The sequence below is a fragment of the Microbacterium proteolyticum genome (genome assembly GCF_030818075.1).
GTDB classification, from domain to species: Bacteria; Actinomycetota; Actinomycetes; order Actinomycetales; family Microbacteriaceae; genus Microbacterium; species Microbacterium proteolyticum_A.
This window is the reverse complement of the sequence record NZ_JAUSZZ010000001.1, coordinates 3,246,857-3,260,920: the sequence shown is the minus strand read 5'-3', so window position 1 is coordinate 3,260,920 and position 14,064 is coordinate 3,246,857. Positions and strand designations below refer to the sequence as shown.

The following is a 14,064-nucleotide window of genomic DNA, read 5'->3' as shown; positions in this document are numbered from 1 at the left end:
GGCCGGCGCACCCCGTCCGGGGGTCAGCGTTGCGCCGCAGCCCGCCGCCGCGCGTGACGGGCGAGCATGAGGTCGATCCCCACGCCGATCCCCACCGCCACGACGATCGACACGACCACCGCCACCACCGGTCCGCCGGGCACCACCGCGGCCACGACCGCCCCGACCACGGCCTGGTAGGCCGCCCACGCCAGCGCGGCCAGCGCCGCGACGCCGAGGTAGCGCACCGGGTTCACCCGCGCGGCCCCCGCCGCCAGGTTCACCGCGAGCCGGGCGAACGGCACGAATCGGGCCGTGAACAGCACGACCGCGGCGTTCCGCTCCAGCCGGGCCCCCGCCCACTCCAGGGCACCGCGTACGCGGGGTCCGCGCATCCACGCCCAGCGTTCCACCCCGACGGTGCGTCCGACGACGTAGCAGCACGCGTCTCCGGCGAAGGCCGCGGCGGCCGAGACGAGAACCACGGATGCCAGGGGGAACGCCTCGTGCGACACCGCGAGGGCACCGAAGGCGGTGACCGCCGCCTCGCCCGGGACGACGACGAGGAACGCATCCGCGAACACCAGCGCCGCCATGCCGACCAGGGCCCACGGGCTCGCCGCGATCGCCTGCAGCCACGTGTCGACACCGTCCATCCGGTCACTCTCCGCCTCGGATCGAGACGCCCGGCCGACCGGGTGGTGACGCCCGGCGGAGCATCCGGTGAACATCGCGAACGTCGCGCGAGAAGCGCCGCGCTGCGCCCCACCCTGGACTCGTGAGAGTCGCGCTGCTGGCCGAGTCCTTCCTCCCGCACATGAACGGGGTCACCGGTTCCGTTCTCCACGTCCTCCGCCACCTCGCCGAGGCGGGGCACGAGACGCTGGTCATCGCCCCCAAGTCGGGTGACGTCACCGCCGATCTGCATGGCGCCCGCACCGAGCTGCTGCGCTCGGTGCCGCTTCCGTCCTACCCCGAGGTGCGTGTCGTCTTCGCCCGCGCCGCCCGCCTGGGGGCGCTGCTGCGCGACTTCGACCCCGACGTCGTGCACCTGGCATCCCCCTTCGTCCTCGGATGGCAGGGGCTGGCCGCCGCCGACGCCTTGAAGATCCCGTCGGTCGCGATCTACCAGACCGACGTTGTCGCCTACGCGCAGAAGTACGGGGTGCCGCACGCCACCGCCCTGGTGGCCGGTCACGTCGCGCGCCTGCACCGCCGGGCGACCCTGACCCTCGCGCCCTCGTCCGCCTCGACGCGGCAGCTCGAGGGTCTCGGTGTCGACCGCATCCGCCGGTGGGGCAGGGGAGTGGATGCCGAGCGCTTCGCCCCCGAACACCGCGACGCCGCGTGGCGGGCCGACATCGCGCCGAACGGCGAGCGCATTATCGGCTACGTCGGACGCCTGGCGCCGGAGAAGCAGGTCGACGACCTCCGCGCGCTCGCGGACCTTCCCGGAACCCGGTTGGTCATCGTGGGCGACGGACCCTCCCGCCCGGCTCTGGAGAAGGCGATCCCGGATGCCGTGTTCACCGGCCACCTGGCCGGCGCGGCGCTGGCGCGGGCGATGGCGGGCTTCGACGTGTTCGTGCACCCGGGGGAGAGCGAGACGTTCGGGCAGACGATCCAGGAAGCCCTCGCCAGTGGCGTCCCCGTCGTGGCGACGGGCGTGGGCGGGCCGCTCGATCTCGTCCGATCCAGCGTCGACGGCTGGCTCTACAAGCCGGGCGACCTCGACGACCTCCGTGCCCGCGTGAGCGATCTGGTGGGCGACGAGGCGAAACGCCGTGCCTTCGCCCGCGCCGCCCGCGACGCCGTGCGCGGACGCACCTGGGATGCGCTGACCCGCGACCTCGTCGGTCATTACGAGGATGCCGTGGCGCTGCGCCGCATCGACGACAGCCTGCTGGTGCGCGGCGGCCCCCGTCCGGCAGCGCCCGCGGCATCCCGCCTCCGAGGGCGGTGGACGAGGTACATCGCCCTCGGCGACTCGCTCACGGAGGGGTTGTGCGACTCCTCCCGGATGCCCGCGGGGCAGTTCCGCGGGTGGGCGGACCGGCTGGCCGAACTGCTGGCCCACACGAGCGAGGCCGGTCCTTTCCGCTACGCCAACCTCGCGGTGCGCAGCCGGCGCGTGCGCCACCTGATCGACGAACAGGTGCCCGACGCCCTGGCGCTCCGGCCCGACCTCGTGTCCATCCTCATGGGCGCGAACGACCTTCTCGCCCCGGCCCCCGTGATGCCGGCCATCGTCGCCGAGGTCGAGTCGGCCGTCCGCGCCGTACGGCGCACGGGCGCCGATGTGCTGCTGGTCACGACCTTCCTGCCGCGTCGTCCCGCGGCCCGTCTGTTCGCGCGGCGGTTCGCGGCGTACAACGTGGAGTTGCGCCGGATCGCCCGGGAGCAGGGCGCCATCCTGCTCGATCTCGAGGCCGAGTCCGAGCTCGGTGAGCTCCCGCTGTGGTCGGACGATCTCGTGCACCTCCGGTCGTCGGGGCACCGCCTGATCGCCTACCGTGCGGCCGAGGCGCTCGGAGTTCCCGACGCGAGCGCCCTGCTCGACCTCGATGAGGCGCTGCACGCCGACGGCGACGATGCGCCCGCCGGCACGTGGCTCACCCGCGATGCCCTGCCGTGGGTGTGGCGACGCCTGCGCGGTCGCACCGCCGGCGACGGGATGCGGGCGAAGCACAGCGCCTACGTCGAACTGCCGACGCGCGGCGACCGGGAACGCGCGCGCACCCCGTGAGGTCCCTCGGGCGCGCCGCCGGGCGTCGTGCTCGCGAGGCGCTCCCCGAGCGCGGCGGTTCCGGTCGGCCGGCGTGCTCCGCCCCGCGCCGCGGTGCTCAGTACCAGCCGGTGCGCTCGGAGTGGTCCCACGCGCCGCACGGGTTCCCGTACCGCTGGTCGATGTACGACAGGCCCCAGGAGATCTGCGTCGCCCCGTTTGTGCGCCAGTCCAGTCCTGCGGATGCCATCTTCTCGCCCGGCAGCGCCTGCGGGATGCCGTAGGCACCGCTCCAGGGGTTCTCCGCCAGCACGCGCCACCCCGACTCGCGGTTCCAGAGGGAGTTCAGGCAGGTGAACTGGTCGTCGCCCCACCCGTAGCCGACCATCTGCACGCGCGCGTTGGCGCGGGCTTCGTCGGGCGTCATGATCGAGGTCGCGGGCGGCGGTGCGGTCCCGCCGCCGGAGCTCGACCCGCTGCCGGAGCCGGACCCGCCGCCTCCGCTGCCGGAGCCGGACCCGCCGCCCGAGCTGGAGCCGCCGGAGCCGGACCCGCCGCCCGAGCTGGAGCCGCCAGAGCTGGACCCTCCGCCGGAGCCGGACCCGCCGGAGCTGGACCCGCCGGTGCTGGACCCACCGCCCGAGCCGGACCCGCCGGAACTCGATCCGCCAGATTCCGACCCGCCGGAGCCGCCCCGAGACGCGCCGCCGACCGCCGACCCCCCGCCCGCCGCGCCGCCGGGTGCCGCGGCATCCTGCTGCACTTTCTCGCGCTCCCGGGCCGCTTTCTCCGCCGTAGCGGTCGACGCCTTCAGCGCCGCAAGCTGCTCGTACAGGTCGTCGAGTCGTGCCTGCGCCGCGGCGACGCTGGCCGATTCGGCTTCCGCCTCCACCTGCGCCGCATCCGCGGCGGCCCGGGCTTCGTCGGCGAGACGCGCGGCCTCAGCGCGCGCCGCGTCCGCCTGATCGCTCAACGAGGTGGCGATGTCGGCGGCACTGCGGGCCTGCCCGGCCGTGCGCGCGGCCGAGGTCGCGACGCGGTCCAGGATGCCGAGGCGCTCGAGCAGCGAGTCCGGATCGGCGTCGGTCAGCAGTTGCGCGAAGAGCGGCCCCCCGCCGACCGTGCGGTACAGGCGGACGGCGCTCGCGCCGGCGCGCTCGCTGCGGTCCGCGAGGTCAGCGGCGGCGGCGGCGCTGCGGGCGGACAGGGCGTCGGCCCGTGCCGCCGTCGACTCGGCGAGCGCACGGGTGCGTTCCGCGGCGCTCGAGGCGTCGAGGGCTCGGCGCGAGGCCTTCGCGGCGTCGGCCTCAGCGGCATCCAGTTGCTGCTTCACCTGCGCGACCGCTGCGTCATCGACCGCCGCCCGCGGCGGGGTCAGCGGCGTCACCGGCCGCGGCGGCAGAGTCGTTGCCGTGGCCGGCGCGGGGAGGAGGGCCACCATCAGGATCGCGCACGCGAGGAGCGTGTGACTGCTGCGACGAATGGGACCCATGAGGTCACGGTAGAGCACGCGCCCGTGTCCTGCCCAGCCCTGAAGCGAGGTCGCTGATAGGGTGGACCGGAATGCCGTCTTGGCATCCGCTCAATTACATATGAGCTCACGGAGCAGGCCGGCAGACGCTGGTCCCCTGTGGTGGACTCCCCGTCATGGTCGCCGGGTGGTTTTCCACTGGTGGCCAGTCGCCGGGAATCCCTCGTCGAATCGCCGACGAGCCCTTTCTGCCTGTTCCTGCTCCTTCGCATGTCAGCTCGTCGCCCACACGGGGCGGCGAGCCTAAACAAAGAAGGAGGGACCTCTTGGAAGGTCCAGAAATCACCGCCGCAGAGGCCGTTCTCGACAACGGTCGTTTCGGCACCCGCACCGTCCGGTTCGAGACCGGACGCCTCGCGCAGCAGGCTCAGGGCGCTGTCGCCGCCTACCTCGACGAGGAGACCATGCTTCTGTCGGCCACCAGCGCCGGCAAGCACCCGCGTGAAGGGTTCGACTTCTTCCCGCTGACCGTCGACGTCGAAGAGCGTTCGTACGCCGCCGGCAAGATCCCCGGCTCGTTCTTCCGCCGTGAGGGTCGCCCCTCGACCGAGGCCATCCTCGTGTGCCGTCTCATCGACCGGCCGCTGCGTCCGTCGTTCGTCGACGGCCTGCGCAACGAGGTCCAGATCGTCGTCACCGTGCTGTCGATCGCGCCGGGCGAGTTCTACGACGCCCTCGCCATCAACGCGGCATCCATGTCGACCCAGATCTCGGGTCTGCCCTTCTCGGGTCCCATCGCGGGCGTGCGCCTGGCGCTCATCCCCGGCCAGGGCGAGCACGCCGACCAGTGGGTCGCGTTCCCCAAGGCCGAGCAGCTCGAGGATGCCGTCTTCGACCTCATCGTCGCGGGCCGCGTGCTCGACGACGGCGACGTCGCCATCATGATGGTGGAGGCCGAGGCCACCGAGGGCAGCTGGAACATGATCAAGGGCGGCGCGACCAAGCCCAACGAGCAGGTCGTCGCCGAGGGCCTCGAGGCCGCCAAGCCGTTCCTGCGTCAGCTCGTCGACGCGCAGAACGAGGTCGCCCGCACCGCGGCGAAGGAAGTCCAGTCCTACCCGGTCTTCCCGGCTTACAGCCAGCAGACCTACGACTTCGTCGCCGGTCGCGCCTACGACCGCCTGGTGCCCGTGTACCAGATCGCCGACAAGCAGGAGCGTCAGAACGCCGACGACGAGGTCAAGTCCTCCGTCAAGGAGCAGCTTCTCGCCGCCGTCGAGTCGGGCGAGCTGCCCGCCGTCGCGACCCTCGAGTTCGCCGCCGCCTACAAGTCGGTCACCAAGACGATCGTGCGCGGCCGCATCCTCGCCGAGGGCGTGCGGATGGACGGTCGCGGCTTGGCCGACATCCGTCCCCTCGACGCCGAGGTGCAGGTCATCCCGCGCGTCCACGGCTCGGCGATCTTCCAGCGCGGCGAGACCCAGATCCTGGGCGTCACCACGCTGAACATGCTCAAGATGGAGCAGCAGATCGACTCGCTCTCGCCCATCACGAGCAAGCGCTACATGCACCACTACAACTTCCCGCCGTACTCGACCGGTGAGACCGGCCGTGTCGGCAGCCCGAAGCGTCGCGAGATCGGGCACGGCTTCCTCGCCGAGCGCGCGCTCGTGCCGGTGCTGCCCAGCCGCGAGGAGTTCCCGTACGCGATCCGTCAGGTGTCCGAGGCGCTCGGCTCCAACGGCTCGACGTCGATGGGCTCCGTGTGCGCCTCGACCCTGTCGCTGCTGAACGCGGGTGTGCCCCTTCGCGCCCCCGTCGCCGGTATCGCCATGGGCCTTGTCACCGACGAGGTCGACGGCCAGACGCGCTACGCCGCGCTGACCGACATCCTCGGTGCCGAGGACGCCCTCGGCGACATGGACTTCAAGGTCGCCGGTACCTCGGAATTCATCACCGCGATCCAGCTCGACACCAAGCTCGACGGCATCCCGTCGTCGGTGCTGGCCGCCGCCCTCACCCAGGCGAAGGAGGCTCGTCTGACGATCCTCAACGTCCTCAACGCCGCGATCGACGCGCCCGACGAGATGGCGCCCACCGCGCCCCGCGTCATCAGCGTGCAGATCCCGGTCGACAAGATCGGTGAGCTCATCGGCCCCAAGGGCAAGACGATCAACGCCATCCAGGACGAGACCGGCGCGCAGATCTCCATCGAGGAGGACGGCACCGTCTACATCGGCGCGACCGACGGCCCCTCGGCCGAGGCCGCCCGCGCCCAGGTGAACGCGATCGCCAACCCGACCAACCCCGAGGTGGGCGAGCAGTTCCTCGGAACCGTCGTGAAGATCGCGACCTTCGGCGCGTTCGTCTCGCTGCTTCCCGGCAAGGACGGCCTGCTGCACGTCAGCGAGGTCCGCAAGCTCGCCGGTGGCAAGCGCGTCGAGAACGTCGAGGACGTGCTCTCGGTCGGCAAGAAGCTCCTCGTGCGCATCACGAAGATCGACGACCGCGGCAAGCTGTCGCTCGAGCCCGTGATCGACGACGAGGTCACGACGCCCGAGCCTGCCGACACGCAGAGCTCGGCCGCCGCGAGCGACGGCCCCGAGGCTCCCGCCGAAGGCTGATCCTCTTCGTCACCGGATGCCCGTCCCGCTTCGCGGGGCGGGCATCCGGCGTGTGGCGGTTGTGACCGATGGGACCGCTGTGGCGACGCCGCGCGGAAGCGTTATCCAATGTTTATCGCCGAGCCGGGTGAAACGCGGGTCGGGCTCGGGTGAGCCCCTAATCTCGAAGTACGTCGGGGGGCGTGCTCGTACGGTGTTCGACCGTACCGTCGCCCGGCACCTGGGAGGACCCCATGAGCGGCTCGGGCGTCGACGAGACGGCCACGCCGCGCCTGCGTCGCGACCGCTCGGCCCATCCCTCCGCGCCCATCACTCTGCAGGGTCCGGGGCTCGGCTCGCACGTGCGGGTGCCGCTCGGTGAGACCGGCTTCGACGTCTTCCCTCTCTTCCTCGGCGGTGGAGAGTTCGGGTGGAACGTCGATACCCGCACGAGCCACGAGATCCTCGATGCGTACGCCGAACTCGGCGGCAACGCCCTGCACACCGCCGACAGCTACGCCGCAGGCCGCAGCGAATTCATCATCGGGGAGTGGCTCCGCACGCGCCGCATGCGCGACGAGGCTGTCGTGACCGTCCGGATCGGCGGCCACCCCGATCACCCGGGCCTGGACTCCGTCAATCTCGTGCGGGCCGTGGAGGCGTCGCTCACCCGTCTCGGCACCGACCGCATCGACGTGTTGTCCCTCGATGCCGCGCACGGCGGGCGCGCCGTGCTCGAAGACACCCTCGCCACCAGCGAATGGCTGGTGGAGTCGGGCAAGGTCCGCGCCATCGGCGCCCATGGCTATTCCGCCGCGCAGCTCGTCGAGGCGCGCATCCTCTCCTCGGCCGGCTACCCGCGCATCACGGTGCTCGACGTGCCGTACAACGTGCTGCGCCGGACGGAGTTCGACGGCGACGTGCGCCTCATCGCGTCGGCGCAGAACATGGCCGTCACCCCTTCGCACCCACTCGCGCACGGCTTCCTCGCGGGCGAGATGCGCACGCGCGGTCAGTCGGCGACGTCGGTGCGAGGGACACAGGTCGCCGCGAACCTGAACCGCCGCGGCTCGCGGGTGCTGCGTGCCCTCGATGCGGTCGGGAACGAACTCGGCATCCCGGATGCCGCCGTGGCGGTGGCCTGGCTGCTCGCACAGAAGATCGTCACGGCCCCCATCGTGAACGCCTTCGCGCCGCGTCACGTCGTCGAATGCATGCGCGCCGTCGGTGTGCGCCTCAGCCGCGCCCATCTGGCGGATATCGCGCGCGCGGCCGTGTGAGGGGCCCGTCGTCGAGGGCGTGACGTAGGCTGGGAGGACCGGCCGGGGGACGGCAGATCGACGACGGAGTGAGCTGACGTGACGCACTATATCTACCTGGTGCGCCACGGCGAACATCAGGATGCCGAGCACGGACTCACCGACGGTCCCCTCTCACCGCGTGGCCACCGGCAGGCTGCGCTGCTCGCCGATCGCCTGTCAGGGCTCCCGCTCGACGCCGTCTGGCACTCACCGCTCGAGCGGGCCGCGCAGACCGCCCGCGCGGTGGCCGATCGCCTGCCGTCGGTCTCGCCGGTGTCGTCGGCCCTGCTGTTCGACTGCGTTCCGACGGGGATGACGCCCGAGACCCCCGCGGCGTACGAGCCGTTCTTCGGTTCGATCAGCGAGGCCGAGATCGATGCGGGCCGCGCGCAGATGGCGGACGCGACGGCGGAGTTCCTCGCCCGCAAGGGCGGCGAGACGCACGAGCTGATCATCACGCACAACTTCGTCATCTCATGGTTCGTCCGCGAGGTGCTGCAGGCTCCCGAGTGGCGGTGGATGACGATCAACCAGGCCTACTGCGGCTTGACCGTGATCGCGCAGAAGAAGGGCCGCCCCTGGACCCTGCTGTCGCACAACGACCTCGCCCACCTCCCGGTGGAACTGCGTACGGGTCTCATCGATCCGCTGCCGGTCTGAGTCCCGCTGCGCCGACCTCGCGGCGCGTCTGTGCGCAACGCCCGCCTGTGTCGGACGTCCCGCCTAGGCTGGAAGGCATGACGACACGCGTGGCCATCGTGGGCGGAACAGGCAAGCTCGGCGGAGTGATCCGCGAGGTGATCGAGGCCGAAGACGGGTACGAGGTCGCCGCGGTGCTGGGCTCGCGGTCCGACCTCGCCGAGCTCGACGGTGCCGACCTCGTCGTCGACGCCTCCACCCCGGCCGTCTCCATCGACGTCGTACGCGCCGCCATCGAGCGCGGTGTCAATGTCCTCGTCGGTACCTCGGGGTGGTCGAACGAGCGGATCGCGCTCGTTCGTCCGCTCGTCGAGGCGAGCGGAACCGGGGTGGTGTTCATCCCCAACTTCTCGCTCGGCTCCGTGATCGGCAGCGCGCTCGCGGCGGCCGCCGCACCGTTCTTCCCCTCGATCGAGATCATCGAGGCGCATCGCGAGACCAAGATCGACTCGCCCAGCGGTACCGCCGTGCGCACCGCCGAGCTGATCGCCGCTGCGCGCGCCGATGTCGGGCCCGTCGAGTCGCCCCACGTCGACCAGCGTGCGCGAGGCCAGCGTGTGGCATCCGTGCCCATCCACTCGCTGCGGCGCCCCGGCGTCGTCGCGCGGCAGGAGACGATCCTCTCCGGCGCGGGGGAGTCGCTGACCATCGTTCACGACACCATCGACCCCGCCACGGCCTATGCGCCGGGCATCCGCATCGCCCTCGCCGCCGCACGAGAGGCGAAGGGCGTCGTGGTCGGTCTCGACAGCTTCATCGACATCGGGGTGCGCACGCGTCCCGAGACACCCGGAGCGCCTGTCGCCGACGGTGACGTGTCGGGTCAGGTCGCCGGCGCCACCAGCGCATGAGAGTCCGCGTCGCCGTCGCTGTGATGACGGTGCTGCTGCTGCTCTACGTCGTGCTGGCCGGCCAGCGCGCGCTGGTCCTGCTCACCAGCGCGGAGCCCGTCGCCGTGGCCATGGGCGTCGCGTTGCTCGTCCTGCCGCTGCTGGCGCTGTGGGCGATCGGGCGGGAACTGTGGTTCGGCGTCCGGGCGCAGCAGCTGGGGGAGCGACTGGATGCCGAGGGGGGTCTCCCCGACGAAGACCTTCCGGTGCGGCCGAGCGGGCGCATCGAACGGGAGGACGGCGACGCACTGTTCCCGCGCTACCGCGCGGACGTCGAGGAGCACCCCGACGACTGGCGCGCACGTTACCGGCTGGCACTGGCTTACGACGCCGCCGGCGATCGCCGACGGGCGCGGGCGGCGGTGCGCACCGCGATCCGGCTCGAGGGCGCGGAGCGGCGCGCATCCTGAGCCGACGTCGGTCGCGGCGATTGCCGCGAGTGTCGTGCGCGAGCACCTCTGCCGGCGGACGCGGCGAGAAGGCCCGCCGTGCTCCTGCGCCGCGTCACGCCGCGTCGTGAGCGGGGACCGCGGATGCCACCGCCTCTTGCACCGTCCGGTGCGTGAACGTGAAGCCGGAGTCTTCCAGAACGGCCGGACGGACGTCGGCATCCGACGTCAGCAGGGCCTCGGTGGCATCCGCGCCGAGCGCGAGCTTCACGCCCCACACGGGAGCCCGCAGCACGTAGGGCCGGTTCATGCGCCGCGCCAGCGCGAAACCGAGGTCGTTCGCCGTCGCACGCGTCGGACCGGTCAGGTTGACGGGTCCGTCGAGGTCGGAGTCGATGACGTGCCGGATGGCTCGGATCTCGTCGTCGAGGGTGATCCAGGGCCACACCTGGGTGCCCCGGCCGATGGGACCCGAGATGCCGAGCTTGGTCAGCAGCAGCAGGGGTTTCAGCACGCCCTGCTCATGGACGATGGGAGCGGTGCGCAACAGCGCCACCCGAGCGCGGTCGCCGGCGGTCGCAGCCGCCTCCTCCCACTCGACGCAGATGTCGGCGAGGAGTCCGTTGCCGCGGGATGACGCCTCGGTGAGGACGGTGCCCGGCTGAGAGCCGTAGAAGCCCGTCGCGCTGGCGTTGATCAGCGCGGGGGCGTCGTCGCCCAGGGCGCGCACGGCGGTCGCGAGCGTGCGCGTAGGCGTGAGACGAGACCACAGGAGGGTGCTCTTGTACGACGGCGTCCAGGGGAACCGCCCGATCGATGCACCGTTCAGGCACACCACCGCGTCGGCACCGGCGATCGCATCCGGGTCGAGCGGGGCGGCATCCTGCAGCCACTGCTTCTCATGCGGAGCGGTGGGCTCGTGCCGCACCAGGGAGATGACCTCGACGCCGTCGGCGCGCAGGGAGTCCGTCAGCGCCGAGCCGATGAGGCCCGACGCGCCGGCGATGACGACGCGTCGGGCGGGAGTCTCAGGCAAGCGTCGCCTCGAGCGTGATCTCGATACCCGTGAGCGCCTGCGACACCGGGCAGTTCGCCTTGGCGTCGGCGGCGATCTTCTGGAACGTCTCGTCGTCGATGCCGGGGACGACCGCGTTGACGTTGAGGTGGCTGCCGGTGATGCCGGTGCCGGGCTTGAACGTCACCGAGGCGGTCGCGTCGACCGACTCCGGCGGGGTGCCGTTGTCGGCCAGGGCGTTGGACAGCGCCATGCTGAAGCACGACGAGTGCGCCCCCGCGAGAAGCTCCTCGGGCGTCGTGACCGAGCTCGACCCCTCGCTCCGGGCCTTCCAGTTCACATCGAACGTGCCGATGCCCGAAGAGGTGAACGTGACCTCACCCGATCCCTCGAACAGGCTGCCCTTCCAGGCGGTGGTGGCTTCGCTCGTGACGGCCATGGGAACCTCCATAGTCTCGGCGCGGCCCGGGATGACCGCGACGCGGCAAGCCTAACGAGGGCGTGCGACACCGTCGGGGTCTTGACACCCCGTACGCGATCCGGTCAGGCCGGAGCTGCTCCGCGGCGCCCGACGAGGCCCGCGCGCTGCAGCACGAGGTAGAGCTGGCATCCGAGGCACAGTCCGAAGACGGCGTTGAGGAACGCCGCCACGAACGCCATCGCCGCGGCCACCGGCAGAGCCCAGGGGACGCCCGCCAGGTGCAGGAGCAGGCCGACGGCCGTGACGAAAAGACCGACACCTTGCGCGAAACGCGGCGGGCGCGGGTCTTCGAACTCGGTGGGCGGCGCGAGGCGGGGCTGCACGAGACGGCGGTAGAGCACACCCCAGGGGGCGGTGCGGGGGGCGGCGACGCCCCAGGCGAACAGCAGGGCGATCACGAGCAGGAGCAGGAAGCCCGGATCGGTCGCCCGAGCGGCCAGGGACGAGGCGGGCAGAGCCCACGCATCGGGGGCCACCTCCGCGCCGCCCGAGAGGGGGAAGGCGACGACGCCGCGCTGCGTCGAGATGCCGACGAGGCTCAGCACCGTCGCGATGAGCAGCAGAGCGGCGGTGAGGGATGCCGCGAAGCGCGGGCCGCGGGCGTCGATGCGCGAGGTGTCAGCCATGGGAGTCCTCCTTCACGAGGCGGGTCAGCTCGAGCTCGACGACGGCCCGGCCGGGGATGCCGCCGAAGCGGGTGCGGATCATGCCCCGACGGTCCAGGACGAAAGTCGTCGGGGTCTGCAGCACCTGGAAGTGCCGCGCGAGGTCGGGGCGGTGGGTGAGGTCGACGTCGAGGTGGCGCACGCCTGGCCGGGCGTCCGCGATCTCGGACAGCATCCGGTGCACGCCGGGGCACCGTGAGCACATCTCGGTGCTGAACTGCAGAAGGGTGGCATCTTCGCCCAGCGCGCCGGCGTCCAGGCGTTCGGGGTCGACGACGTCGCTGGAGTCGACGACGCGCGCGCGTCCCTGCCGCCGGCGCAGCACGAATCCGGCGACGGTCGTCACCACGACCAGCGCCGCGGCGGCGATGAGCGCGAGAGTCGGATCCACGTCGGCAACGCTAGCTCGTGGGCGCCGGCCTCGGGCCGATGAGTCGCCGCGTGACGACCGGCGGCGGTGCCGTTCCTCCCCAGGCGATCTCATCGCCCGGCGGTGTGCGTGAACGGCGTGCCGTCGGGGCCCGCGGGTATCGTGAAGTGCGTGACCGCCTCCATCCCGACACCGTACGAAGATCTGCTCCGCGATGTGCTCGCCACGGGCGTGCACAAGTCCGATCGCACCGGCACCGGCACCACGAGCGTGTTCGGTCGGCAGATCCGCTTCGACCTCGCGCAGGGGTTCCCTCTCATCACGACGAAGCGCGTGCACGTGAAGTCGATCGTCTACGAACTGCTCTGGTTCCTTCGCGGCGAGTCGAATGTGGCGTGGCTGCAGGACAACGGCGTGACCATCTGGGACGAGTGGGCCGACGGCGAGGGCGAGCTCGGCCCGGTCTACGGGGTGCAGTGGCGCTCCTGGCCCACCGCCGACGGCGGCACAATCGACCAGATCGCGCAGGTGATCGAACAGATCCGTCGAGACCCCGACTCCCGGCGCCTCATCGTGTCGGCCTGGAACCCCGCCGACATCCCCGACATGGCGCTCGCCCCCTGCCACGCGCTCTTCCAGTTCTACGTCGCCGACGGCAAGCTGTCGTGCCAGCTCTACCAGCGCAGCGCCGACATGTTCCTCGGCGTCCCCTTCAACATCGCCTCGTACGCGCTGCTGACGCTCATGGTCGCGCAGCAGACGGGCCTCGAGCCCGGCGAATTCGTGTGGACGGGCGGCGATTGCCACATCTACGACAACCACCGCGATCAGGTGCAGGAGCAACTCGGTCGCGACCCGTTCCCGTCCCCCGCGCTTCGCTTCGCCCGGAAGCCGGAGTCGATCTTCGACTACACGTACGACGACATCGTCGTCGAGGACTACCAGCACCATCCCGCCATCCGCGGAGCCGTCGCAGTATGACCACCGTCGGTCTCGTCTGGGCCCAGGCGGACGGCGGCGTCATCGGTGCCGATGGCGGCATGCCCTGGCACGTGCCGGAAGACCTCGCCCACTTCCGTCAGGTCACCGGTGCGTCCGACGTCATCATGGGCCGCCGCACGTGGGAGTCGTTGCCGCCCCGATTCCGGCCGCTGCCCGGCCGCCGGAACATCGTGGTGACCCGCTCGCCGGACTGGAACGCCGACGGCGCGGAACCCGCGGCATCGCTCGACGCCGCCCTCGCCCTCGCCCGGGGGGACACCGTCTGGATCATCGGCGGGGGACGGCTGTATGCGGAGGCGGTGCATCGAGCCGACGTCATCGAACTCACTCGCCTCGACCTCGCGGTCGACGGCGACACCTACGCCCCCGCGATCGACGGATGGGAGCGGGATGCCGCCGACCCCGCCGAGGGCTGGCACACCTCGTCCAGCGGCATCCGGTACCGCTTCGAGACCTACCGGTCGGCGCGCTGAC

At 71.7% G+C, this 14,064-nt stretch carries 14 protein-coding genes; 8 read left to right on the top strand and 6 right to left on the bottom strand.

Features of this window, described 5'->3' with window-relative positions; genetic code table 11:
* Positions 1-23: 23 nt before the first annotated feature.
* A complete protein-coding gene (locus tag QE392_RS15205) occupies positions 24-635 on the bottom strand; it encodes a DedA family protein (protein WP_307453216.1) in 612 nt (203 codons plus the stop codon).
* Positions 636-757: 122 nt separating this feature from the next.
* On the opposite strand from QE392_RS15205, the gene QE392_RS15200 reads away from it, so the two are divergent.
* Positions 758-2,725 carry a GDSL-type esterase/lipase family protein gene (locus QE392_RS15200; protein ID WP_307453214.1) on the top strand — a complete coding sequence of 656 codons (1,968 nt, stop codon included), beginning with the start codon at positions 758-760 and terminating at the stop codon, positions 2,723-2,725.
* 97 nt (positions 2,726-2,822) lie between these two features.
* Here QE392_RS15200 and QE392_RS15195 read toward each other — a convergent pair whose 3' ends face one another.
* On the bottom strand, positions 2,823-4,196 hold the full coding sequence (locus QE392_RS15195; protein ID WP_307453212.1) for a hypothetical protein: 1,374 nt from the start codon (positions 4,194-4,196) through the stop codon (positions 2,823-2,825).
* 305 nt (positions 4,197-4,501) lie between these two features.
* Here QE392_RS15195 and QE392_RS15190 point away from each other — a divergent pair, with 305 nt between their 5' ends.
* From QE392_RS15190 to QE392_RS15170, 5 genes are all read left to right on the top strand, one after another.
* The gene (locus QE392_RS15190; protein ID WP_307453210.1) at positions 4,502-6,799 is read left to right on the top strand and encodes a polyribonucleotide nucleotidyltransferase; all 2,298 of its coding nucleotides are present in this window, start codon (positions 4,502-4,504) and stop codon (positions 6,797-6,799) included.
* Positions 6,800-7,032: 233 nt separating this feature from the next.
* Positions 7,033-8,058: an aldo/keto reductase gene (locus QE392_RS15185; RefSeq protein ID WP_307453209.1), complete on the top strand. Its 1,026-nt coding sequence runs from the start codon at positions 7,033-7,035 to the stop codon at positions 8,056-8,058.
* Positions 8,059-8,136: 78 nt separating this feature from the next.
* Complete coding sequence (locus QE392_RS15180; RefSeq protein WP_307453208.1) at positions 8,137-8,739, top strand: histidine phosphatase family protein; 603 nt, start codon at positions 8,137-8,139, stop codon at positions 8,737-8,739.
* Between the two features lie 77 nt (positions 8,740-8,816).
* Positions 8,817-9,629 carry a 4-hydroxy-tetrahydrodipicolinate reductase gene (dapB, locus tag QE392_RS15175; RefSeq protein WP_307453207.1) on the top strand — a complete coding sequence of 271 codons (813 nt, stop codon included), beginning with the start codon at positions 8,817-8,819 and terminating at the stop codon, positions 9,627-9,629.
* Positions 9,626-10,078: a hypothetical protein gene (locus QE392_RS15170; protein WP_307453206.1), complete on the top strand. Its 453-nt coding sequence runs from the start codon at positions 9,626-9,628 to the stop codon at positions 10,076-10,078. Before dapB ends, QE392_RS15170 begins: the two co-directional genes overlap by 4 nt.
* Positions 10,079-10,172: 94 nt before the next feature.
* On the opposite strand, the gene QE392_RS15165 is transcribed toward QE392_RS15170, so the two are convergent.
* The 4 genes from QE392_RS15165 to QE392_RS15150 all read right to left on the bottom strand — a co-directional run bounded on the left by QE392_RS15165 (position 10,173) and on the right by QE392_RS15150 (position 12,609).
* Positions 10,173-11,093 (bottom strand): TIGR01777 family oxidoreductase, encoded by a 921-nt coding sequence (locus QE392_RS15165; RefSeq protein ID WP_307453205.1) that lies wholly within the window; start codon positions 11,091-11,093, stop codon positions 10,173-10,175.
* On the bottom strand, positions 11,086-11,511 hold the full coding sequence (locus QE392_RS15160; RefSeq protein WP_307453203.1) for an OsmC family peroxiredoxin: 426 nt from the start codon (positions 11,509-11,511) through the stop codon (positions 11,086-11,088). Before QE392_RS15160 ends, QE392_RS15165 begins: the two co-directional genes overlap by 8 nt.
* Positions 11,512-11,615: 104 nt before the next feature.
* Positions 11,616-12,179, bottom strand: a complete 564-nt coding sequence (locus tag QE392_RS15155; RefSeq protein ID WP_307453202.1) for a DUF4395 domain-containing protein — start codon at positions 12,177-12,179, stop codon at positions 11,616-11,618.
* Entirely contained in the window at positions 12,172-12,609 is a 438-nt protein-coding gene (locus QE392_RS15150) for a TlpA family protein disulfide reductase (RefSeq protein ID WP_307453199.1), read from the bottom strand. Before QE392_RS15150 ends, QE392_RS15155 begins: the two co-directional genes overlap by 8 nt.
* A 150-nt stretch (positions 12,610-12,759) precedes the next feature.
* Between QE392_RS15150 and QE392_RS15145 the strand changes: the two genes are divergently transcribed.
* Both QE392_RS15145 and QE392_RS15140 read left to right on the top strand, forming a co-directional pair.
* The gene (locus tag QE392_RS15145; protein WP_307453197.1) at positions 12,760-13,569 is read left to right on the top strand and encodes a thymidylate synthase; all 810 of its coding nucleotides are present in this window, start codon (positions 12,760-12,762) and stop codon (positions 13,567-13,569) included.
* Positions 13,566-14,063, top strand: coding sequence for a dihydrofolate reductase (locus tag QE392_RS15140; RefSeq protein ID WP_307453194.1), 498 nt, complete (start codon positions 13,566-13,568; stop codon positions 14,061-14,063). The genes QE392_RS15145 and QE392_RS15140 overlap by 4 nt, the downstream gene beginning before the upstream one ends.
* The last annotated feature ends 1 nt before the right edge of the window (position 14,064 follow it).